A 21728-nucleotide genomic window follows, 5' to 3' on the forward strand; every position below is an offset into this window, starting at 1 on the left:
AGCCGCTAACCGACCTGCAAGGTCGTCACGCGGGCTATGCGGTTGATCTGCTGCACACCCTCGGCGGAAATCTGCAATACCCGCGTGCCTTCGGGCTCGCGTATCCAGCCAGACTGCAGAAACAGTGTGAGCAATGCCCGGCCAAGGCTGCCGCCCAAGTGCGGCCCTTGGTCGCTCCACTCATTGCAATGGCAGATCACACAGCTGTGCTGCTGCCGCGATGCCAGCGCGTCGATGTAGACCCCTATGGCAGCCAGCTGCGTTCGCCCGTTGTCGCTGACCATCAGCTCCCGCTCGTTGCCCTCCAGCCAGCCCGCCACCACCATCCGGTGGTACAGCTCACCCGCCAGTTCGCCGCCCAGGTGATCACCACAGCGGCGTGCCCTGCGCATCGACATCGGCAGTTGCAGCACCTCTGTACGCGACCCTTTTTCCGACGCCAGCTGGACACTGGCCAACGCCTCGACAGCTACCCCCACCTGCGGGGTAGCGAGGCGGAAGTAGCGTTTGCGGCCGCGCGCCTCAAGCCTGAGCAGGCCCGCCGAAGACAGTAACGAAAGGTGAGCGCAGGCCGAAGACGAGGTAAGCCCGGTCATCATCGCCAGCTCATCGGTCGGCCGCGGTGTGCCATCGATTAGCGCCCATAGCATCGCGCTACGCTTGGGGTCGGCCATCAGGCCGGCAATCTGACTGATACTGCTGACTGCATTCATGTCCCTGTATCTCCCCGCATGATCACGTCTGGTTTCCAGAGGCCAGCCTTGGATACGCTGATCGCCCCCAGTCCAACTGCTCAGAGGGCAGTATAAGCCGCACCCGCGCCCCTTCCGGCAACCCAGCTCATACCACGAAAGGCTCAAGCGGCGTTGGGTGGGGCAACCCTCAAGCGAGTCAAAACTGTACTTGAAGCCACGACAACGTGACGCAGGAAGGAAAATACAGGGCATGGGGAAGAACAGCCCAGGGCGGGCAGCGACTCTGCCGACAGCGCGCTTCCTCAAATAGCGCAAATCAAAGCGAAGCTTCCACAGCAATCCAGGTACTCCCCCTGGAAAGGGCAGACAAGCTTTTGAGAATGTGCCCTGACCGCCAGTCAGAACACCGATTCAGGCCGTGGCGACAAGGGATGGCGGCGCTACACTTGATCCGCTCTCTCCCTCATTCGGAGGTATGCCACGATGAAGATTGTCGTCTGTGCGTCGAACCGCAACCCCAACTGCCCCTGGCAGGTGAGGCTCGACCAGCATGTGGTGAGTTTCCGCAGCGAAGCCGAAGCACGCGCCTTCGTCGCGACCCTGGAAACCCGCCTGCAAGCACCTCACCCACTCATGCCGGACGCGTGGCCTGCAAACGCCGGGTCAACAGCGCGACACTGACCACCAGCGCCCCGCACAAGCTGATCACCAAGGTCATGGGCACTGCGCTACCGTCATGCAGCACGCCGACCAGCGACGCCGCGCCGGCCGCTACACTGAACTGCACGCAACCCATCAGTGCAGAGGCACTGCCTGCCCGAGCGCCCTGGCCGCTCATGGCGCAGGCCGAAGCGTTGGGGATAATGCAACCCAGGCTTGCAATGCAGACGAACAGTGGCACCAGCAATGGCCACAACTGTGCTGGGCGCAAGGCTGCCACGCCCAGCAAGACCAGCCCCGCAGCGAGATAGAGCCAGACTGCACGCACCAACAGGAACGCAGGGCCTCGCTTGGCCAGCAGGCGCGCATTGACCTGGGCTACCAGAATGAAGCCCGCAGCGTTGGTGCCGAACAGCCAGCCGTAGTGTTCCGCTGGTACACCATAGAGCTTGATGAATACGAAAGGCGAACCGGCGATGTAGGCAAACATGCCAGCAATGGCGATACCGCCGGTCAAGGCGTGCCCCATGAACACACGATCGGCCAACAACCGCAGGTATTGGCGCAATGCACCTGACAGCGGCTGGCGCGGCATGTGCGCCGGCAGGCTCTCCGGCAGGCCCAGGCTAACCGCCAACAGGCTGGCAGCGCTGAACAGGCTCAGCGCCAGGAAGATCGACTGCCAACCAGACACGTTCACCAAGACCCCGCCAAGCATCGGCGCAAGGATCGGTGCCAGGCCCATCACCAGCATCAACTGCGAGAACACCTTGGCCGAAGCCACCGGGTCGCACTTGTCACTGACAATGGCCCGCGACAGCACCATGCCGGCGCAACCGCCCAGGGCCTGTACAAAGCGCGCCACGATCAAGGTATCGAGGTTGGGTGCATAGGCACAGGCCAGCGAGGCCAAGGTGAACAGCGCCACGCCGAACAGCAGCGGCTTGCGCCGGCCAAAGCGGTCGGCTACCGGCCCGTAGGCCAACTGGCCGATCGACAAGCCGAGGAAGTAGGCCGCCAGGGTGGCCTGTATGTGTTTTTCATCGGTGGCGAACGCCTGCGCCATGGCCGGGAAGGCGGGCAGGTAGAAGTCGATCGCCAAGGGCCCGAACGCACTCAGTGCGCCCAGAATCAGCACCATTCGCAGGTTCATCAGGAATCCATAGCAGGCTAAGCAAGCCGCCAAGTCTACCTGCTGTGACTACCCTCGGCATGAAAACATTTGCAATAAAATAGCGCCGCTTTGCATCCCGTTCGCCAGCAAGCCAGAGGCCATCCCGTGGCAACGGCTTGCCGACGATGAAGCCAGCTCAGACCACTTCGGCCTGATAGCCTTCTTCCCGGATCGCTGCCAGCACCTGTTCCGGCGCCAGCGCGCTCAGTACCCGCACCTGTTTGCCAGCCAGATCGACTTCTACCTTGGCCTGCGCATCCTGCTCCTGTACCGCGCGAGTCACTGCTTTCACACAATGGCCACAGGTCATGCCTTGAACATTGAACACTTGCATGGGTACTGCCTCCTTCAGGGTTTGAGCCAGTTTCAAGCTTGCCATCGGGGCAAGGTCAAGTTCTGCGTGAAACGGCCGGGCTGGAAATCCGCGCGGACCTCAGCCAAGCTGCGCCTTTGACGATTTGTGCAAGCAGGAGATTCTTCATGTTCAGGACAGCAGTGGGCGTCGTCGGGCTGTTGGCCGCGCTGGCAGCAGTGCCACCGGCCAATGCCGAGGGCAACTCGGACTACAGCGTGCTGATCATTTCCCGGGAGCGCCTGGAAGTGGCAACCAGCTGCGAGATCGGCGTGTACCTCAACGATCAGCTCTCCGGCCGCGTATTCCAGGAACAGTCCACGTCCTTCAACCTGCCGCCCGGCCCGGTCGACGTGCGCCTGCGCCTGCTGCCCGGGCAAATGCCTGGCTGTGCCCCCGGCATCGAGGATCAACGCAGCACGCGGCTCAACCTGCAAGCGGGCCAGATCAGCAAATACCGTATTGCCATGGGCCACAATGGCCTTGAGTTGAAGCGCGCCAGCCTGGGCTATTGACCTTCCCTGCGTGGCAAGGTTGATGCTGATGCTGAAGCCCTGCCAAGGAAGAGAGCCATGCCCGCATCTACCACGTTCGACCTGCCGATCTCCGGCATGACCTGCGCCAGCTGCGCTGGCCGTGTCGAGCGCGCCCTGCGTAAAGTCAGCGGCGCTGATCAGGTCAGCGTCAACCTCGCCACCGAACAAGCCAGGGTCCAGGCCCCCGCCGATAGCCTGCCAGCCCTGGTCGAAGCCGTGCGCGGCGCCGGCTATGGCGTGCCGACCCGAACCGTGGAGCTGCAGATCGGTGGCATGACCTGCGCCAGTTGCGTTGGCCGAGTGGAGCGCGCGCTTGCCAAGTTGCCGGGGGTCGAACAGGTGAGCGTCAACCTGGCCAGTGAACGTGCCCACCTTGAAGTGCTGCAGGCGCTCGATGACTCGCTGCTGATTACCACCGTCGAAAAAGCTGGCTACAGCGCCAGCCTGCCGCAAGTGGCCAAGGATGATCAGCAGGATGCCCAACGGCGACTGCGCAACGAGCGCCTGGCTGTCGCTGCCGCGCTGTTGCTGGCCCTGCCACTGGTGCTGCCGATGCTGGTGCAGCCATTCGGCCTGCACTGGATGCTCCCCGCCTGGGCGCAGTTCGTGCTGGCCACTCCTGTGCAATTCATTCTCGGTGCACGCTTCTATAAAGCCGCCTACAAAGCCGTGCGTGCCGGTGCCGGTAACATGGACCTGCTGGTCGCCCTGGGCACCAGCGCGGGTTATGGCCTGAGCCTGTACCAGTGGGCCAAGGCCCCGGCCGGCATGGCACCCCATCTTTATTTCGAGGCTTCGGCGGTGGTCATCGCCTTGGTATTGCTGGGCAAATACCTCGAAAGCCGGGCCAAGCGCCAGACCGCCAGCGCCATCCGTGCCCTCGAAGCGCTGCGCCCGGAACGTGCCGTGCGCGTCATCGACGGCCGCGAAGAGGACGTGGCAATCGCCCAATTGCGCCTGGGCGACCTGGTCCTGGTCAAACCCGGCGAACGCTTCCCGGTCGACGGCGCAGTGGAAGAAGGCAGCAGCCACGCTGACGAAGCACTGATCAGCGGTGAGAGCCTGCCGGTACCCAAGCAACCCGGCGACAGCGTCTCCGGCGGTGCCATCAACGGCGAAGGCCGGCTGCTGGTGCGTACCCAGGCGCTGGGCACGGAGACCGTGCTGGCCCGGATCATCCGCCTGGTCGAAGACGCACAAGCCGCCAAGGCGCCGATCCAGAAGCTGGTCGACCGGGTCAGCCAGGTGTTCGTGCCGGCAGTGCTGGTGCTGGCACTGCTCACCTTGATTGGCTGGTGGCTGGCCGGTGCACCGCTGGAAACCGCGCTGATCAATGCGGTCGCTGTGCTGGTGATCGCCTGCCCCTGCGCCTTGGGCCTGGCTACGCCAGCAGCGATCATGGCCGGCACCGGCGTCGCCGCCCGCCACGGCATACTGATCAAGGATGCCGAAGCACTGGAGCGTGCCCATGCGGTCAATCGCGTGGTATTCGACAAGACCGGCACTCTCACCTCCGGCAGCCCGCGCGTGGTCCACAGCCAGGCACTGGCCGTTGATAGCGCCGAGCTGCATCGTCTCGCTGGCGCCCTGCAGCGCGGTAGCGAGCACCCGTTGGCCAAAGCGGTGCTGGACGCCTGTACCGAACAAGGCTTGGAGGTACCCGCCGTCAGTGCCAGCCAGTCGCTTACCGGTCGCGGCATTGCCGGGCGCGTCGAAGGCCGCGAACTGGCGCTGGGCAACCGCCGCCTGCTCGACGAAAGCAACCTGCAACCCGGCGAGCTGACCGCCAAGGCTCAAGCCTGGGAAGCCGAAGGCCGCACGCTGTCGTGGCTCATCGAACGCGGCGCGGCTCCTCGCGTGCTAGGTCTGTTCGCTTTCGGAGACAGCCTCAAACCCGGTGCCGAGCAGGCCATCGCCGCCCTGCACGCCCGCCACATCAGCAGCCACCTGCTGACCGGTGACAACCGCGGCAGCGCCAAGGTGGTGGCCGACGCGCTCGGTATCGACGATGTGCATGCCGAAGTGCTGCCGGCCGACAAAGCCGCCACCGTGGCCGCCCTGAAAAAGGACGGCGTGGTGGCGATGGTCGGCGATGGCATCAACGATGCCCCGGCCCTGGCCGCCGCCGACATCGGCATCGCCATGGGCGGTGGCACCGACGTGGCCATGCAGGCTGCAGGCATCACCCTGATGCGTGGCGACCCGCGCCTGGTGCCCGCGGCGTTGGAAATCAGCCGCAAGACCTATGCGAAAATCCGCCAGAACCTGTTCTGGGCCTTCATCTATAACCTGATCGGCATTCCCTTGGCCGCACTGGGCTATCTCAACCCGGTACTGGCCGGCGCCGCCATGGCGCTGTCCAGCGTCAGCGTGGTCAGCAATGCCCTGTGGCTGAAGACCTGGAAACCCACCAGCACCTCCCAGGAGGCCCGATGAACATTGGCCAGGCCGCCCGCCGCAGCGGGCTCAGCACCAAGATGATCCGCTACTACGAATCCATCGGCCTGCTCAAGCCGGCCACGCGCAGTGACAGTGGCTACCGCTTGTACCAGGCCGAGGACTTGCACAGCCTGGCCTTCATCAAGCGCTCCCGTGACCTCGGGTTTTCCCTGGATGAAGTGGGCAAACTGCTGACCCTGTGGCAGGACCGCGGACGGGCCAGCGCCGACGTCAAGGCGCTGGCCATGCAGCACATCGATGAGCTGAATCGGCGCATTGAGGAACTGGTCAGTTTGCGTGACACCCTGGGTGATCTGGTCGCCCACTGCCAAGGGGACGACCGGCCGGATTGCCCGATTCTGAAAGACCTGGCCAAAGGCGCAAGCTGCTGTCAATGAAGGCGTATGGCGTGCTGATATCAGTCCGCCATACTATTTTGGTATGCCATATTAGCCCAAAGCCGACCGAATAGTCGCCAAATGCGACTTCGCCCAATAAATACGGGCACTTTCCCTAAGAATTCCCCGGATGCTGCCGATGTAGTTGTACCTGCCTCGCGTGCAAAAAAATAAATTCCGGGAGCGTCGATGAACATCAAACAGAAACTGACTTGGGCATTCGCGGTCATCGCCGGCTTGCCCATTGTCCTCGTGGCCACCTTGGTGGTGATCAACCTGCGCGGTGAAGCCCGCGACGGCTTCCTCGACAGCAGCAGCCGGGAAATCCGCCAGGTCAGCAACGCGATGAACATCTTCTTCCAAGGCATCGACCAGAACGTCGCCTACCTGGCTTCGCAACCGATGGTGGCGACCACCGGCGGCAACCTGAACAAATTCATGAGCGCCAACCCGTCCTACGAGCTGGGCGATCAGGACAAGCAACTGCTGGAATTCTTCACCCGTCTGGCTGAGTCTCACCCAGGCTATGCCTATGTTTCCTACGGCGTAAGCGATGGCGGCTACGTCGGCTGGCCGGCCGGGCAGAAGTTCGTCAACTACGACCCGCGCCCACGCCCGTGGTACCAGTTGGCCATGGCCAACCCCGGCAAGACCGTGCGCACCGGTGCCTACTACTGGGCCGCCGACGATGCCGTGCTGATCAGCACCGTGCGCGCCGTGGCCAACCAGCTCGGCAACCCGGGCGGCGTGGTCAACATCGACGTTTCGCTCAAGGGCCTGACCGAGATCGTCAAGCAGATCAAACTGGGCGAAAGCGGCTACCTGATGCTGGTGGAAAACAACGGCAACGTGATGGTCGACCCACGCGATGCCAGTCACAACTTCAAGCAACTGGCCAGCTTCGGTGATGGCTATGCCGAACTGGCCAAGGCCGGCAAGGGCCTGGTCGAGGTCGAAATCAACGGCCAGCGCTACATGGCCAACGTCTACCCTGACGAGAAGCTGGGCTGGACCTTCATCGGCCTGATCCAGCAAGGCGAAGTGATGCAGACCACCACCCGCCTGACCTGGCTGATCGGCATCATTGCAGTGGTGCTGGCAGCACTGTTCGCCGCGGTCGGCGCAGCCTTCGCCAAACTCATCGTGCGCCCGATCAACAGCGTCACCAGCGGCCTGGAAGACATTGCCCAGGGCGAAGGCGACCTGACCCGCAACCTCGACGTGCGTGGCCGTGATGAAACCGCGCAGCTGGCCAACTGGTTCAACCAGTTCCTGGGCGCCATCCGCAGCCTGATCCAGCATATCGGCTCGGCCGCCAGCAAGATCCTCAGCACTTCCAGCAGCTCTACCCGAGTTTCCAGCGACATGGCCGAGGCTGCCGGGCGCCAGCGTGAAGCCGTGGACATGGTCTCTACTGCATTCCACGAAATGGTCGCCACCGCCAACGAAGTTGCCCGTTCCTGCAGCCAGGCCGCGCAATCGGCTGACAGCGGCCAGCAACAGGCCCGCGAAGGCCAGCAACAGATCGACGCGGCGGTCAACAGCGTCGACCGCCTGAGCCAGGAGATCGAGCAGTCGGCCCAGTCGATCCAGCAGCTGGAGCGCGACAGCAACGCTATCCAGTCGATCCTCGGCACCATCCGCTCGATTGCCGAGCAGACCAACCTGCTGGCACTCAACGCGGCCATCGAAGCGGCCCGGGCCGGCGAACAGGGCCGTGGCTTTGCCGTGGTGGCCGATGAAGTGCGGGCCCTGGCCAAGCGCACCGCCGACTCTACCGCCGAGATCGATGGCTTGCTGGGCAACCTGGCCAGCCGCACTTCGGAAGTGGCCGAGCAGATGCATGCCAGCCTTGAAGTGTCGCAGCAGTCGGTCAGCCGCATCGGCTTGGCCCGTGACAGCTTCGGGCAGATTCGCGAGTCGGTGGACATCATCCGCGACATGAACACGCAGATCGCCACGGCGGCCGAGGAACAGCACCAGGTGGCCGAGGACATCAACCGCCATATCAGCCAGATTCACGGGGATGCGCAGTTGGTGGCCGAACTGGCACAGGCGGCGCGTCAGGACTCCGAGAGCCTGGCGGGGCTGTCCAATGAACTGGATTCGCTGGTGCGCCGTTTCCGCACCTGAGTCCTGCTGTACCGGCCTCTTCGCGGGCAAGCCCGCTCCCACAGGAGTGTCACTGCCGTTGGGCTATGTGATATCCCTGTGGGAGCGGGCTTGCCCGCGAAGAGGCCGGTATTGGCAACATCAAAACTTCAGTTCCCCAGGCGTCGCCCCGAACAATTGCTTGAAGGCTGCGATGTAAGCCGAAGTCGAATCATACCCACAGCCCAGCGCCGCCTCGGTCACACTGTCCCCCGCCTCCAGCAACGCCAGCGAAGACAGCAGCCGCATCCGCTGCCGCCAATTACGGAAACTCAACCCGGTCTCTCGCTGGAACAAACGCATCAACGTCTTTTCCGAGCAGCCCAGTTGCACCGCCCATTGCTGCAGGGTCTGCACCTGGTCCGGCTCGGCGATCAGGCCATTGCACAGCGCCAGCAACCCTGGGTGACGTGGCAGCGGAAGCGAGAAACCCACCTCGGGCAACGTGCGCAACTGATCGAGCAACACCGCCACCAGGCGCCCTTCGACGCTGTCGCCTTCCGTGTATTCAGCCGGCAACAGGCAGAACTGCTTGATCAGCTCCCGCGCCAAGGGCGTCACCTCCAGCACCCGACATTGCGCCGGCGCCCAAAGGCACGCATCACGGCGGATATACAAGCTGCGCATTTCAGCTTGCCCGGACGTCACTACCTCATGTTCGGCATCGGCCGGTATCCATACGCCCCACTGCGGTGGGGCGAAGTAGCTGCCATCGTCGGTATACACGCCCAATACGCCACTGATAGCGTAGGAAAATTGCACCCAGTCATGGCTGTGGCGAGTGGTCCAGGACCCGGCGCCAAGGCTTTCGGCGCGGGCATAGACGGGCCGAGGTAACCGGTCCAGGGCAGGAATGGCACGGGGATGTCCGATCGTCTGCATAGCGAATTCTTGTAGTTCTGAGCAGACAAGCCTAACAGTTGATTCGTGTTCAGGTCAGGCTCGCTCCATGTGGGAGCGGCCTTGCGTCGCGAAAGGGGCGCGAAGCGGCCCCAGGTTTCAGCACCGCAGCAAATATTGCCGGGGCCGCTCTGCGGCCCTTTCGCGACGCAAGGCCGCTCCCACAGGGTCCGGTTTCAGCGCTCTACGAGCACTGTGATCCCTTGCCCACCCGCAGCACAGATAGATATCAAGCCACGCCCTTTTCCGGCCGTTGCCAGCAACTTCGCCAGGTTGGCCAATATCCGCCCGCCAGTAGCCGCGAACGGGTGCCCTGCCGCCAGCGAGCTGCCCTTGACGTTGAGCTTGCTGCGGTCGATGGCCCCAAGCGGCGCGTCCAGCCCAAGCCGCTCACGGCAATATTCGGCATCCTCCCAGGCCTTGAGGGTGCACAAGACTTGCGCAGCAAAGGCTTCGTGGATTTCGTAATAATCGAAGTCCTGCAAGGTCAGCCCATTACGCGCCAACAGACGGGGCACGGCGTACACCGGCGCCATCAGCAATCCCTCGCGCCCGGTGACGAAATCCACGGCGGCGGTCTCGCCATCGACCAGGTAGGCCAGCACTGGCAGGCCTTGCTGCTGTGCCCATTGTTCACTGCCAAGCAGCACCATCGAGGCGCCATCGGTCAACGGCGTGGAGTTGCCCGGCGTCAACGTGCCCAAGCCGCTGCGGTCGAATGATGGTTTGAGCCTGGCCAGTTGCTCCAAGGTCAGGTCAGTACGCAGATTGTTGTCACGGGTCAGGCCCAGGAAGGGCGTCAGCAGGTCATCTTGCCAACCCTCGCCATACGAGGCCGCCAGTTGCTGATGGCTGTGTAGCGACAGCGCGTCCTGCTCAGTGCGGTCAATCGCCCAGGTTTGCGCCATGCGCTCGCAATGCTCGCCCATCGACAGCCCGGTGCGGGGCTCGCCATTGCGCGGTAGTTCGGGTATCAGGTGACTCGGGCGCAATTGCAGGAACGGCTTGAGTCGCTCGCCCAGTGTCTTGCCGCGGTTGGCCTGCAAGAGGATACGCCGCAGCCCCTCGTTGACGCCGATAGGGGCGTCGGAGGTTGTGTCTACTCCACCGGCGATGCCGCAGTCGATTTGCCCGAGGGCAATCTTGTTGGCCACCAGCAGCGCCGCTTCCAGGCCCGTGCCGCAGGCCTGCTGGATGTCGTAGGCCGGCGTCTGCGGCGACAGGCGCGAGCCAAGCACGCATTCGCGGGTCAGGCTCATGTCCCGCGAGTGCTTGAGCACGGCCCCAGCCACTACTTCACCCAGGCGCAGCCCATGCAGGCGATAACGCTCGATCAAGCCTTCCAGGGCTGCGGTCAGCATCGCCTGATTGCTGGCAGTGGCATAGGCGCCATTGGAGCGGGCGAAGGGGATACGGTTGCCGCCCAGGATCGCGACCCGGCGAGTTGAACGCATGCGCTTGTTCCTCCGGAAACAATTTGATCCGTACAGCCTAGGTGTTTTTACCGCATTCGAACGACCTTGCCACAAAGTTGGTCCACACTTGCAAGCTTGCCTTCAGGGAGACCCGCACATGAGCGATCGCTATCTCGGCTTTGCCAACTCCAACCTCGGTCGCCGCCTGGTCGATGCCCTTGGCCTGCCGCGCCCGGCACCGCTGGAGCGCTGGCAGGCGGGCCGCCTGCGTCCGGTGGAGGGCGCGCTAGTGCTGGGTGGCGGGCCACTGGCGAACCAGGTCGAGGCCATTGCCCCTCGCCTGACCGAAGCGGTGTACAGCTTCAATGGCGACGGCCTGCAGGCTCCCGCCTGGGTCGCCGGACTGGGGCCGAAACTCAAGGCCGTGGTATTCGACGCCAGCCATCTGTCCGACAGCGACCAACTGAAGCAGTTGCGCGAGTTCTTCCAGCCCTTGCTGCGCAGCCTCGCAGCCTGTGCCCACGTGGTGATCCTTGGGCGTGCGCCAGAATCCCTCGACGACCCGCTGGCCAGTGTCGCGCAGCGCGCTCTGGAAGGCTTCAGCCGCTCGCTGGCCAAAGAGCTGCGCAATGGCGCAACCGCGCAGTTACTGTACGTGGCAACGGGCGCGGACGCTCAGCTCGAAGGTGCCTTGCGCTTCTTCCTGTCACCCAAGAGTGCCTTTGTTTCCGGGCAAGTCCTGCGCCTGCAGGCCTGTGCCGCCCAGGTCGAAGACTGGACCCGCCCGCTCGGTGGCCGTCGCGCGCTGGTCACCGGCGCCGCACGCGGTATCGGCGCCGCCATTGCCGAAACCCTGGCGCGCGATGGTGCCGAGGTGATGCTGCTCGACGTGCCCCAGGCCCAGCAGGACCTCGATGCCCTTGCCGCGCGCCTGGGTGGCAAGGCCCTGGGCCTGGACATCTGCGCCAGCGATGCCCCGGCCAGGCTGCTCGAAGCACTGCCAGGCGGCATCGACATCGTTGTGCACAACGCCGGCATCACCCGTGACAAGACCTTGGCCAACATGACGCCGGAGTACTGGGACGCGGTGCTGGCGGTCAACCTCAAAGCCCCGCAGCTGTTGACCCAGGCCCTGCATGACGGTGGCGCGCTGGGCGACAACGCGCGTATCACCCTGCTGGCATCGGTCAGCGGCATTGCCGGCAACCGCGGGCAAGCCAACTATGCCGCGAGCAAGGCCGGCCTGATCGGCTTTGCCGAAGCCTGGGCGGCGAAGCTTGCCGAGCGCGGCGGCAGTATCAATGCCGTGGCGCCCGGCTTCATCGAAACGCACATGACCGCCGCCATGCCCATCGGCCTGCGCGAGGCCGGGCGGCGCCTGAGCTCGCTGGGCCAGGGCGGCCGCCCGCAGGATGTCGCCGAGGCCATCGCCTGGCTCAGCCAGCCGGGTTCGGGGGCGGTCAACGGCCAGGTGCTGCGCGTTTGCGGCCAGGCCTTGATGGGGGCCTGAACATGAGCCGCCAATGGCAAGACCTGCACAGCACGGAATCACGCGTCAGCCTCTACCTGCGCGCCGTCAGCAAACGCAAGATCAGCGGCGATACCCTGCCCACCAGCGGCCTGCGCAGCTTCATCCGCGTACAGCCCGGCAACCTCGCGGCTTACCGCCGCCTCTGCCACTTCACCGACGATGGCCGCTTGCCCGGCACTTACCCGCATGTGATGGCCTTCACCCTGCAACTGCAACTGCTGACCGGCCACGACTTCCCCTTCCCGTTGCTCGGGCTGGTTCATCTGCACAACCGCATCGACGTGCTCCGCCCGCTGGGCGGCATCGACGGGCTGCGCTTTGCTGTGTACGCCGACAATCTGCAGGCGCATGCCAAGGGCGGCACCTTTGACCTGGTCACCGAAGCCGAGGATGGCCTTGGCCTGCTCTGGCGTGAAACCAGCCGCATGCTGGTGCGTGGCCTGAAGCTCGATGGCCAGCAGAACGACAGCGAAGAGAACGAGCCTGGCACCCTGGCGGAAGTTACCCGCTGGTACGCCGACGGTGATATCGGCCGGCGCTACGCCAAGGTCTGCGGCGACTACAACCCGATTCACCTCAGTGCCCTCAGCGCACGCTTGTTCGGCTTCCCCAAGGCCATCGCCCACGGCATGTGGAGCAATGCCATGGCGTTGGCGGCCTTGCGTACGCACATGCCGAACAGTGGCTATCGCTTCGAGGTTGGCTTTCGCAAGCCAGTGCGTTTGCCATCGGAGGTTGTTCTGAGTGCCAGCGAAGCGGGGCCAGCGGGTGAACTGCGGCTGGATGGGCATGGCGGGTTGCTGCACATGGCAGGGCGCTGGGCAGTGCTCTAGCGCCCTGATTGCACTTGCTTTGCATCGGGCCTGCGCAGAAGCTATGCAGCCTTAGGAGACCCCCGATGAACCTGCAAGAACTCACCGAACGCCTGCATCAGATCCGCGACAGTAACGACTGGCGCGGCTTCCACAGCCCGAAGAACCTGGCGATGGCCGCCAGCGTCGAAATGGCCGAGCTGGTGGAAATCTTCCAGTGGCTGAGCGAGGACCAATCGCGTCAGTTGCCCGCCGATCAGCTGGCCCACGCCGGCCAGGAAGTCGGCGATGTAGTTCTGTACCTGTTGCTGCTGTGCAGCGAACTGGGCCTGGACATGGAGCAGGTGGTACGGGCCAAGCTGGCCGATAGCGAGAGGCGTTTCGCGCGATGAACGACCGTCACTTCGATGAACTGGCCACACGCTTTGCCGAGAAGATCTACGGCGGCGCCAAGGGCGCGATCCGCCTGGCTGTGCTCCAGGCCGACCTGGCCGAGGCCCTGCCCGATCGACCGCTGCGGGTGCTCGACATTGGCGCCGGCCTGGGCCACATGGCCTTGTGGCTGGCCCAGCGTGGGCACGCAGTAACGCTGGCCGAACCCGCCGCACCGATGCTCGAAGGTGCCCAGGCGCGCTTCGCAGAAGCGGGGCAAACGGCAACATTCATCCAGGCACCGTGGCAAGAGCTGCTTGGCCAGCTCACCGAACCTTATGACCTGGTGCTGTGCCACGCCGTGCTGGAATGGCTGGCCGAACCGCACAGCATCCTGCCGGTGCTGCATCAACTGACGGCCCCGGGTGGCTGGCTGTCGCTGGCGTTCTACAACCGCGACGCCCTGGTCTACCGCAACTTGCTCAAGGGCCATTTCCGCAAGCTGCGCAGTAACCGCCTGGAAGGTGAAAAGCAGAGCCTGACCCCGCAAAAACCGCTTGATCCACGGGAGCTCAAGGCGCAACTTGAAACCATGTGGCAAGTCGAAAGCGAGAGTGGCGTGCGCGTCTTCCACGACTACATGCCCAAGGAATTCCAGGACAAGGCCGAGCTGCTCGACCTGCTGGAAATGGAACTGGCCCACCGCCGTCACCCAAGCTTCGCCGGGCTCGGCCGCTACCTGCACTGGATGTGCCGCCCCTGCTGATTGCGCCCCTCCGGGAGGGATACATGCCGTACCGTCTGTTGTGCCTGGCCCTGCTGCCGCTCACCCTGGCCGCCTGCCAGGCCAGCAACCCTTACGTGGCCAGCAGCCGCCCATTGCCGCCCGCCCCTGCGCAAGCGGCCAACACTTTCGACGCCAGTGCCTACCCGGCGGCGCCGCGCGATTACGGGCACTACCGCAGCTGGAGCTGGCGCGGCGGCCAGCTGCCAAGCGGCAATGCCGACGCCGACCCGGCGCAAATTGCCGATGCCGTCAGCGGCGCCCTCGACCAACATGGCCTGCGCCCTGCCCGGGGCACCACCGGCGACCTGCTGGTGAGTGCCGACATGCGCCTGGAGCGGCGCCTGCGCCAGGTGCGTGACTATGACACCTACGACCCTTACTACGGCCCGTACCCCTATGGTGGTGTCGGCTTCGGCGGCTACCGCAACGGTTACGGCGCCTACGGCAGCGTGCCGATCGTGCGCACCTACGAAGTGGAGGTGATGGTGGTGCGCATCGACCTGTTCGATGCCCGCAACGGCCAGCCGGTGTGGAGCGCCAGCGCTGAAAGCGGCAGCGACAAAAGCTCGCCGCGCGATCGCGAGACCGCCTTGCGCGAATCGGTTCACAAGGCGCTCAGCGGCTATCCTCCCAGTTAACGCCTAACGGAGAACCATCATGTTGCGCCGCCTCGTTCTACTGTCATTTGCGTTGTTGCTCGCCGCCTGCTCAAGCAACAATGTTCAGCAGGATTTCGACGCCAGCCGCGATTTCGCCGCCTATCGCAGCTGGGCATGGCAGGAGCCGGGCCTGCAATACCGCCCGGACGATCCGCGCATCAAGAGCGACCTGACCGAACAGCGCATCCGCGCGGCAGTCGCCGACCAGCTCGACCAGCGTGGCCTGCGCCCCGCCCAGGGCAACGCCAGGCCTGATGTCACGGTCCGCGCTTACCTGATCGTCGAACAACGCCAGCAACAGATCACCACCAACTATGGCGGCGCCTGGGGCGGGTACTGGAACGGTTACTGGGGCGGCCCGATGTACAACGAAACCCGCAGCGTCGACTACAAAGTGGCAACCATTCAGATCGACATGTTCGATGGCCGTGACGGCAAGCTGGTCTGGCGCGGCAGCGCCGAGCAGATCATGAACAACTACCCGCCTAGCCCCGACGAGCGCAACAGCGCAATCCAGAAGACCGTTGCCCAGGTGCTCGGCAACTACCCACCGGGCCGGGCGAAATAAACCAATCGCATGGGGCCGCTCTGCGGCCCTTTCGCGACACGAGGCCACTCCCACAACGACCTTTTTGCCACCCTACCATGCCCGTTCGTCAGATCGCGTCTACCCTGATTGGGAAACCTGACTGACCGGGTAGAAGTGTTCAACGAACGGGAAAGGCGACTTGCCGATGCAAAGCATTGTTCTCCTGATGTGGCTTGCCTTGTGCACTGAACAAGATATCCGCGAGCGCCAGATCGCCAACCTGCTGACCCTGGGTGCCGCCGCTGGCGCCCTGGTCTGGCTGTTCGCCACTGGCCACAGCTGGATTGGCGCCGATGCCAGCGACGCCGGCTGGGCCTTGGCCATCGTCATGCTACTGACGCTGCCAGGCTACATGCTGGGCCGCTTTGGCGCCGACGATGTCAAGCTGATGGGCGCACTGGCCTTGGCGACCAGCCCGCAATACGTGCTCGGCACCTTCATCGGTGCTGGCGTCAGCGTGGTGCTGTGGCTGCTGACCCGCAGGCGGCTGTGGACGCTGCTCAACCCTAAAGTGAAGAAGCGCCTGGCCACCCTGACCGAGCAAATGGGCGACAAGCAAGCCTTTGTCCCCTACGTACTGGCGGGCTTTCTGCTCACGGCTGTATGGATCCAATGATCATCCCTGTTGTCCGATCTCTTGTACAAACCTTGTACAGAATCGCGAGCAGCGTCTATTTTTAAGCTGCCAGAGCGTCTGGCCCGGGAGCAGGGCCGCTTACGAACAGGGAGTTGATCGTGAACAAGCCATACAGTGAGGTGAAGGTCCTGGTTGTAGATGACCAACCGCTGATAGTCGAACAGTTATGTGAATTCCTCGAAGCCCAGGGCCACCACTGCGTTGCGGCCCACTCCACCGACGAAGCCATCGAGCGCTTCATTGGCGACGCAGCCATCGGCCTGGTGTTGTGCGACCTGCACATGCCCGGTCGCGATGGCATCGAACTGGTTCGTGCCCTGAAGGACATTGCCGGGCGCCAGCGCATGTTCGAAGCGATCATGCTTACCGGCCGCGCCGACAAGCAGGACGTGATCCGCGCCCTGCGCGAAGGCTTTGCCGATTATTACCAGAAGCCCATGGACCTCGACGAACTGCTCGAAGGCCTGCGCCGCCAGGAGCAATTGATGCTGGAACGCAAGGCCAACGTCCAGGACCTGGGCAACCTCAACCAGCGCCTGCAAGACCTGGCCGGCTCCATCGATGAGCTCTACCAGGACCTGGAGAAAGCCCGCGGCCAGGGCGTTCACCGCCGCGCCACGGATGTCGTAGAAGAGGTAGAGGGCGATCTACCGGCGGCCTTCGAGAAACTCTCACCACGGCAACTGGAAGTCGCCAGGCTGGTGAGCAAGGGCAAGACCAATTACCAGATTGCCTGTGAACTGGGGATCACCGAGAACACCGTAAAGCTGTATGTGTCACAGGTGCTGCGTTTGACCCACATGCACAACCGCACCCAGTTGGCGCTGGCGTTGACACCAAGTTCATCGCCTGTGCATCAGCGGTTTACCACCCATTGAGTTCAAGCTTTGCATGACTGCCAATGGTCTAATCGCCGGCAAGCCAGCGCCCAAAGGGATAGCGCTGGCTGGTGGCTGGTGGTAATTCCAAAGGGGCTGATCAGCCGGCCGGCGGAGGCTGCATTCACTCCAACAAGTAGCTGAAGTTCACCATCCAACGCGGCTTTCGGCTCATGCTATCCAACGCCACGTCCGCCAGAGGCTTGGCCACTTCCAGTGCCACATTGCCGTATCGCCCATCCCCAAGCCGCACACCCAAGGCTGCCGAGCGCATCCTGGCATCTTCGAATGGCCCACCGTTGTACCAGGCCTGGGCAGCATCCAGCAGCGCATAAGGCTGCACCAGCCTGACCCAACCAGCGCCGGGCCGGATGCTGTAGTTCAGCTCATACGCCACACCCCAACCTTTGTCCCCAGCGGCCTGGTCCTGCGGGTAGCCATGGCCGAAGTACTGCCCGCCAAAAACCGCACGTTCACTGTCGGGCAGCCGGTCGTCGGTCCAGTACAAGGCGCCTGACAGCACGCCCTTCCAGCGCTGCAACAGTTGGTCGCTCTGCAAGCCGGCGACGCGAAAACGCAGAAAGTCCATGTCGTAATCGGCATCGCTGCGTGCGCCCAGATAATCCAGCCCCTGATACACCCCAGCGCTGACCATGCGTAGCCGCCCGGGCTCGATCTTGCGCCAATCGCCTTCGAACGACAGCGCACGTACGTAGGTGTCGTTGCGCCCCAGGCCACCAGAGCGATCTTCGTCATGCTCACTGACCGAATAAAGATGCCCAGTCACCGCCAGCCATTCATCTGGTGTGACGATCACCGGCTGGCCAAGCCCAATCGCATAACGCTCGCTTTCAATCTGCTGGAAGAACTGCGAACCGTGCTCCAGGCGCACAGGCGTGCGCGGCTCGCTGCGATAGCGCGCGGCCGATAACAGCAACTGGCTGCCCTGCGCATCCAGGTGCTGGCTGTAATCGAGACGCTGGTATTCGGTGTGATCATTACCCGGTGGCAGCAGCACGCTGGCCGTCAACTGCTCGGCAAAGCGGGTCTGGGCATTGCTGGCAACCTTGATAAGCCCCTGCAGGCTGTCGCGGCTGCCATCGCCGAGGGTCAGCGCCGCATCGAAGGGCCTGCGCCAGGCTTTGACGGTAAGCCGCGTGGCGCTCTCGCCGCGCTCGGCCTGGGTCAAATCTGCCTGCAGCGTCACGCCGGGGATGCGCTGGGCCAGGCCGATGAACCGGTCGAGCGTCGCTCGGGTCAGCGGGCGCTCTGCCTGCAGGCGCTGCAGCAACTGGTCGAGATAAGCGCCAGCGGGCCCGATATCCCCGTCACGCCGCACGTCGTGGACATACCCCTCGACCAACACGATGTGCACGCGGCCATCGGCAAAATCCTGATCAGGCAGGTATGCCTGCGAAAGCAGGTAGCCATCGTGCTGGTAGCGCTGGGTCAGGCGTTCGGTGAACTGCTGCAACTCGCCGACCGTCACTTCGCGGCCGATCAATGGCTGATAATGCTCGCGCAGCTCACTCAACGGATAGACCGTACCGCCCTCGAAGCGCACCTTGTGCAACACGAAGCGGGTCTTCAGCGGCAACGTGTCGATCGCAGCCCTGGGCGGTGCCAGGTGCAGGCTTGGGGCAAGCGGGCGGTAGGCCTCGATCGGCAGGTTCGCACCGGGCAGGCGGCGCTCGTATTCATGGCCATCGAGAAACACCGGCAAGGGCCCGGCGATCACCAGGCTAGCCCAGGGCGACAGCATAAGAGGCATCAGCAGAAGACGCATAGGACGCTCCACAATCCCTTGGGTAGCGGGGGCGTCGGCCGGCCTTACCCGTCACTGCAAGCGTAGGTGTTGCCCCGTTAAACGTCGAACGCCTACTCGTTGACCTGAAACGCTACTCGCGCCGTTTCTCCACTTTCATCCAAGGCACTGAGCTCGAACTGCCCGGCCTGTTCAAAGCGAACCAGCACGCTGTCTTGCCCCTCGCTTTCGCCGAGCGGCTGGCCATTGAGGAACCACCAGCGGCGCCCGCCACCGCCGAGGGCAGAGACGTGCAACTGCAAAGGTTCGCTGCTGGTGGCCGGGCGCCGCAGGTTGTCGCCGGGGCGCACACCAACGATGGACAGCGGCGGCGCGCTGGCCGGTACCTGTGGCGGGCAACTGGGGTCCACCGCCGGTAGCCGCATCGCCCGCCGCTCGACGCGGGGCAACCAAGGCTCCAGCGGTGCCGGCCACAAGGCAACGTCGAGTACCTTGGCGCCTGGGCAACTGCCATCCACGCGCAGGCCCTGGGCATTGACCCAGATACGCTCGCGCAGCCCCAGGCCGAGCGGCTGATCGGCTGCCTGCAGGGTTGGCGGTGTGGTGCCATCAAGGGTCCAGGCAAAACGCTGGCGCCGGCAGTTCGGGTCCTGCCGGTTCATGGGCTGGCCCAGCGGCCAGCAAATGGCAGCCACACCAACGCTTGCGGGCACGGGCTCCACCGGCACCCGGATACCCCGCTGGCTGTCGCGGTTGCTCAGCAAGTCATGCACCTGCAGCATCAGCGGGGCCGCCGAGGCCAGGCCGAACTGCCCGGGCACCGGTGTACCATCGGGGCGGCCAATCCACACCCCGATCAGGTAGCGCGGCCCTACGCCGATCGACCAGGCATCGCGAAAGCCATAGCTGGTACCGGTCTTCCAGGCCAGTTGCGGGCGCTGCACCAGCTCGGCATGCGGGTCGCGGTCGGGCCGCGCCTGGCCACTGAGGATGCGCCGGATGATCCAGGCCGCTCCCGGTGACATCAGCCGCCGCTCCAGCAACGGATCCTGCGGTTGCAGGCGCACCTGTGCGCTGTTGCCGCCTCGGGCCAATGCCGCATAGCCGCCGACCAGGTCCTCCAGGCGGCTACCGGCACCGCCCAGAATCAATGCCAGGTTGGGCTCGGCCAGCGGCGGCAGCGCCAGCGGTACACCCGCCATGCGCAACTGCGCGGCGAAGCGCTTGGGCCCGTAGGCTTCGAGCAACTGCACTGCCGGCAGATTGAGCGACAGCGCCAGCGCCGAACTGGCGGACACCGGGCCGCTGAAACCCATCGAGAAATTACCGGGGCGATAGTCGCCGTAACGCCGCGGCACATCCTGCAGCAGCGATTCGGAGTGGATCAGGCCATCATCCAGGGCCAGGCCGTACAGAAACGGCTTGAGCGTCGAGCCTGGCGAGCGCAACGAGCGGACCATGTCGACATGGCCAAAACGGCGCTCGTCGCTCAAGTCGATCGAGCCGAGGTAAGCGCGTACCGCCATGGTCTGCGCCTCGACCACCAGGATCGCCGCCGAAGTGCGCTCCGGCAGGCGCGCGCGCCAGCCCAGCAGCAGGTCTTCCAGGCGCCGTTGCAGCGAGGCGTCGAGGGTGGTGCGAATCAAGGTCGGGCTGTCGGCGGTGTTCAGCCGGCGAGCCAGCAATGGCGCCAGCGCAGGCTCCTGACGCGGGGCCAGCAGCAGCGGCTCTTCGGCGGCCTCCTTGATCTGTTGCGCTGGCCACACCTGATACTCGTCCAGGCGCTGCAGCACCTTGTCGCGGGCACGTTGGGCACGCGCGGGATGGCGGTCCGGGCGCAAGCGGCTCGGTGCCTGCGGCAACACCGCCAGCAAAGCTGCCTCGGCCGGCGTGAGCTGTTGCGGCGACTTGCCCAGATAAGCCCAGCTGGCGGCGGCAACGCCCTGCAAGGTGCCGCCGAACGGCGCACGGTTCAGGTAGATTTGCAGGATCTCGCGCTTGGACAGGTGCCACTCCAGTTGCGCGGTGCGCCACAGCTGCCGCAGCTTGCCGGCCAGGGTGCGGTCGTGTGGATCGAGCAGGCGCGCCACCTGCATCGACAAGGTACTGCCGCCAGACACCACCCGCCCGCCGCGCAGGTTGAGCCAGGCCGCGCGCACCAGGGCCAGCGGGTTGACCCCCGGATGCCGGTAGAACCAGCGGTCCTCGTATGTCAGCAGGGCCTGCAGGTATAACGGCGAAACGTCTTCCGGGGTGATCGGGTAGCGCCATACGCCATCGGCATCGGCAAAGCGCCACAGCGGCGTGCCGTCCTCGGCCAGCACCACCCGTGCCAGGTCGTTGCCCGGCATCGGCAGCGGCCAGATGCGGTCGGCCAGCCACAGCAGGCCGAGCAGCAACAGCAGGCTGATCGCCACTGCGCGCACAACCCTTCCCGCTCGGGTGCGTGGCCGCGCTAAGCTTGGCATCGGGAACCGACCTGGCCAGGTGATGGCCAAAGGCTTGGGAACGGCAAACTCGCCGATTCGTTCATCAGGAAGCAACTATGCATGTAGAAGGTTTTTTCGAGTGGCTTGGCCAGGCACTGGGGTCGTTGATCCGCTTCATCGTCGATGCCCTGAGCGGCCTGTTCAACCTGCTGGCCAATGCCGGGGGCAATTTCATCGATGGCCTGGCGCGCACGTTGGGCATGGACACCTCGCTGGTCAGCATCCTCGCCCTGATCATCGGCCTGATGCTGCTGTACTCGGCAATCCGCGCCTTCATGCGCGCCTCGATCATTCTCGGGATCATCTGGCTGGTGCTGGGGCTGTGGGTGATGAGCTGGGTCATACATTGAACGGCATGGCTTTTGTAGGAGCGGCCTTGTGTCGCGAAAGGGCCGCAAAGCGGCCCCGGCAATATTGGCGACGCCGCTGAATCCGTGGGGCTGCTGCGCAGCCCGTTCGCGACACAAGGCCGCTCCTACAGAAGCGCAA

At 64.4% G+C, this 21728-nt stretch carries 21 protein-coding genes and 1 pseudogene; 15 read left to right on the forward strand and 7 right to left on the reverse strand.

Going from position 1 to position 21728, the window contains the following annotated elements; translation table 11 throughout:
- Positions 1 to 5: 5 nt before the first annotated feature.
- Positions 6 to 713, reverse strand: coding sequence for an ArsR/SmtB family transcription factor (locus BUQ73_RS23175; protein ID WP_079229832.1), 708 nt, complete (start codon positions 711 to 713; stop codon positions 6 to 8).
- A 465-nt stretch (positions 714 to 1178) separates the two neighbouring features.
- On the opposite strand from BUQ73_RS23175, the gene BUQ73_RS28785 reads away from it, so the two are divergent.
- Positions 1179 to 1376, forward strand: a complete 198-nt coding sequence (locus tag BUQ73_RS28785) for a hypothetical protein (RefSeq protein ID WP_079229833.1) — start codon at positions 1179 to 1181, stop codon at positions 1374 to 1376.
- Here the strand turns inward: BUQ73_RS28785 and BUQ73_RS23185 are convergent.
- Both BUQ73_RS23185 and BUQ73_RS23190 read right to left on the reverse strand, forming a co-directional pair.
- Positions 1327 to 2508: a multidrug effflux MFS transporter gene (locus tag BUQ73_RS23185; RefSeq protein ID WP_079229834.1), complete on the reverse strand. Its 1182-nt coding sequence runs from the start codon at positions 2506 to 2508 to the stop codon at positions 1327 to 1329. The genes BUQ73_RS28785 and BUQ73_RS23185 overlap by 50 nt on opposite strands.
- Before the next feature lie 157 nt (positions 2509 to 2665).
- On the reverse strand, positions 2666 to 2863 hold the full coding sequence (locus tag BUQ73_RS23190) for a heavy-metal-associated domain-containing protein (RefSeq protein WP_079229835.1): 198 nt from the start codon (positions 2861 to 2863) through the stop codon (positions 2666 to 2668).
- Positions 2864 to 3009: 146 nt separating this feature from the next.
- Between BUQ73_RS23190 and BUQ73_RS23195 the strand changes: the two genes are divergently transcribed.
- From BUQ73_RS23195 to BUQ73_RS29060, 5 genes and pseudogenes are all read left to right on the forward strand, one after another.
- The gene (locus BUQ73_RS23195) at positions 3010 to 3396 is read left to right on the forward strand and encodes a hypothetical protein (protein ID WP_079229836.1); all 387 of its coding nucleotides are present in this window, start codon (positions 3010 to 3012) and stop codon (positions 3394 to 3396) included.
- Positions 3397 to 3453: 57 nt separating this feature from the next.
- A complete protein-coding gene (locus BUQ73_RS23200; RefSeq protein WP_079229837.1) occupies positions 3454 to 5853 on the forward strand; it encodes a heavy metal translocating P-type ATPase in 2400 nt (799 codons plus the stop codon).
- On the forward strand, positions 5850 to 6254 hold the full coding sequence (cueR, locus tag BUQ73_RS23205) for a Cu(I)-responsive transcriptional regulator (protein WP_079229838.1): 405 nt from the start codon (positions 5850 to 5852) through the stop codon (positions 6252 to 6254). Before BUQ73_RS23200 ends, cueR begins: the two co-directional genes overlap by 4 nt.
- Before the next feature lie 345 nt (positions 6255 to 6599).
- Positions 6600 to 7481: pseudogene (locus BUQ73_RS29055) on the forward strand (cache domain-containing protein); the annotation flags it as partial.
- A 201-nt stretch (positions 7482 to 7682) separates the two neighbouring features.
- Positions 7683 to 8387, forward strand: a complete 705-nt coding sequence (locus BUQ73_RS29060; RefSeq protein WP_416171835.1) for a methyl-accepting chemotaxis protein — start codon at positions 7683 to 7685, stop codon at positions 8385 to 8387.
- 120 nt (positions 8388 to 8507) lie between these two features.
- On the opposite strand, the gene BUQ73_RS23215 is transcribed toward BUQ73_RS29060, so the two are convergent.
- Together BUQ73_RS23215 and BUQ73_RS23220 are read right to left on the reverse strand one after the other, a co-directional pair.
- The gene (locus BUQ73_RS23215) at positions 8508 to 9287 is read right to left on the reverse strand and encodes an AraC family transcriptional regulator (RefSeq protein WP_079229840.1); all 780 of its coding nucleotides are present in this window, start codon (positions 9285 to 9287) and stop codon (positions 8508 to 8510) included.
- A 194-nt stretch (positions 9288 to 9481) separates the two neighbouring features.
- A complete protein-coding gene (locus tag BUQ73_RS23220) occupies positions 9482 to 10759 on the reverse strand; it encodes an acetyl-CoA C-acetyltransferase (RefSeq protein ID WP_079229841.1) in 1278 nt (425 codons plus the stop codon).
- 118 nt (positions 10760 to 10877) lie between these two features.
- On the opposite strand from BUQ73_RS23220, the gene BUQ73_RS23225 reads away from it, so the two are divergent.
- The 8 genes from BUQ73_RS23225 (at position 10878) to BUQ73_RS23260 (ending at position 16985) form a co-directional block, all read left to right on the forward strand.
- The gene (locus BUQ73_RS23225) at positions 10878 to 12230 is read left to right on the forward strand and encodes a 3-oxoacyl-ACP reductase (protein WP_079229842.1); all 1353 of its coding nucleotides are present in this window, start codon (positions 10878 to 10880) and stop codon (positions 12228 to 12230) included.
- 2 nt (positions 12231 to 12232) lie between these two features.
- Positions 12233 to 13084, forward strand: coding sequence for a MaoC family dehydratase (locus tag BUQ73_RS23230; protein ID WP_079229843.1), 852 nt, complete (start codon positions 12233 to 12235; stop codon positions 13082 to 13084).
- A 65-nt stretch (positions 13085 to 13149) separates the two neighbouring features.
- A complete protein-coding gene (locus BUQ73_RS23235) occupies positions 13150 to 13455 on the forward strand; it encodes a MazG-like family protein (protein ID WP_079229844.1) in 306 nt (101 codons plus the stop codon).
- A complete protein-coding gene (locus BUQ73_RS23240) occupies positions 13452 to 14201 on the forward strand; it encodes a methyltransferase domain-containing protein (RefSeq protein ID WP_079229845.1) in 750 nt (249 codons plus the stop codon). The genes BUQ73_RS23235 and BUQ73_RS23240 overlap by 4 nt, the downstream gene beginning before the upstream one ends.
- A 23-nt stretch (positions 14202 to 14224) precedes the next feature.
- Entirely contained in the window at positions 14225 to 14860 is a 636-nt protein-coding gene (locus tag BUQ73_RS23245; protein ID WP_060485301.1) for a DUF4136 domain-containing protein, read from the forward strand.
- Positions 14861 to 14879: 19 nt separating this feature from the next.
- Positions 14880 to 15449, forward strand: a complete 570-nt coding sequence (locus BUQ73_RS23250; protein ID WP_079229846.1) for a DUF4136 domain-containing protein — start codon at positions 14880 to 14882, stop codon at positions 15447 to 15449.
- A gap of 166 nt (positions 15450 to 15615) precedes the next feature.
- Positions 15616 to 16086 (forward strand): A24 family peptidase, encoded by a 471-nt coding sequence (locus BUQ73_RS23255; protein ID WP_079229847.1) that lies wholly within the window; start codon positions 15616 to 15618, stop codon positions 16084 to 16086.
- A 119-nt stretch (positions 16087 to 16205) separates the two neighbouring features.
- Positions 16206 to 16985 carry a response regulator transcription factor gene (locus BUQ73_RS23260; RefSeq protein ID WP_079229848.1) on the forward strand — a complete coding sequence of 260 codons (780 nt, stop codon included), beginning with the start codon at positions 16206 to 16208 and terminating at the stop codon, positions 16983 to 16985.
- Positions 16986 to 17109: 124 nt separating this feature from the next.
- Here the strand turns inward: BUQ73_RS23260 and BUQ73_RS23265 are convergent, their stop codons facing one another.
- Together BUQ73_RS23265 and pbpC are read right to left on the reverse strand one after the other, a co-directional pair.
- Positions 17110 to 18771, reverse strand: a complete 1662-nt coding sequence (locus tag BUQ73_RS23265) for a ShlB/FhaC/HecB family hemolysin secretion/activation protein (protein WP_079229849.1) — start codon at positions 18769 to 18771, stop codon at positions 17110 to 17112.
- A gap of 92 nt (positions 18772 to 18863) precedes the next feature.
- Positions 18864 to 21218: a peptidoglycan glycosyltransferase PbpC gene (gene pbpC / locus BUQ73_RS23270; protein WP_079229850.1), complete on the reverse strand. Its 2355-nt coding sequence runs from the start codon at positions 21216 to 21218 to the stop codon at positions 18864 to 18866.
- 77 nt (positions 21219 to 21295) lie between these two features.
- On the opposite strand from pbpC, the gene BUQ73_RS23275 reads away from it, so the two are divergent.
- The gene (locus BUQ73_RS23275; protein ID WP_009685776.1) at positions 21296 to 21589 is read left to right on the forward strand and encodes a hypothetical protein; all 294 of its coding nucleotides are present in this window, start codon (positions 21296 to 21298) and stop codon (positions 21587 to 21589) included.
- Positions 21590 to 21728 lie beyond the last annotated feature (139 nt).

It is taken from the genome of Pseudomonas putida (genome assembly GCF_002025705.1).
GTDB lineage: Bacteria > Pseudomonadota > Gammaproteobacteria > Pseudomonadales > Pseudomonadaceae > Aquipseudomonas > Aquipseudomonas putida_J.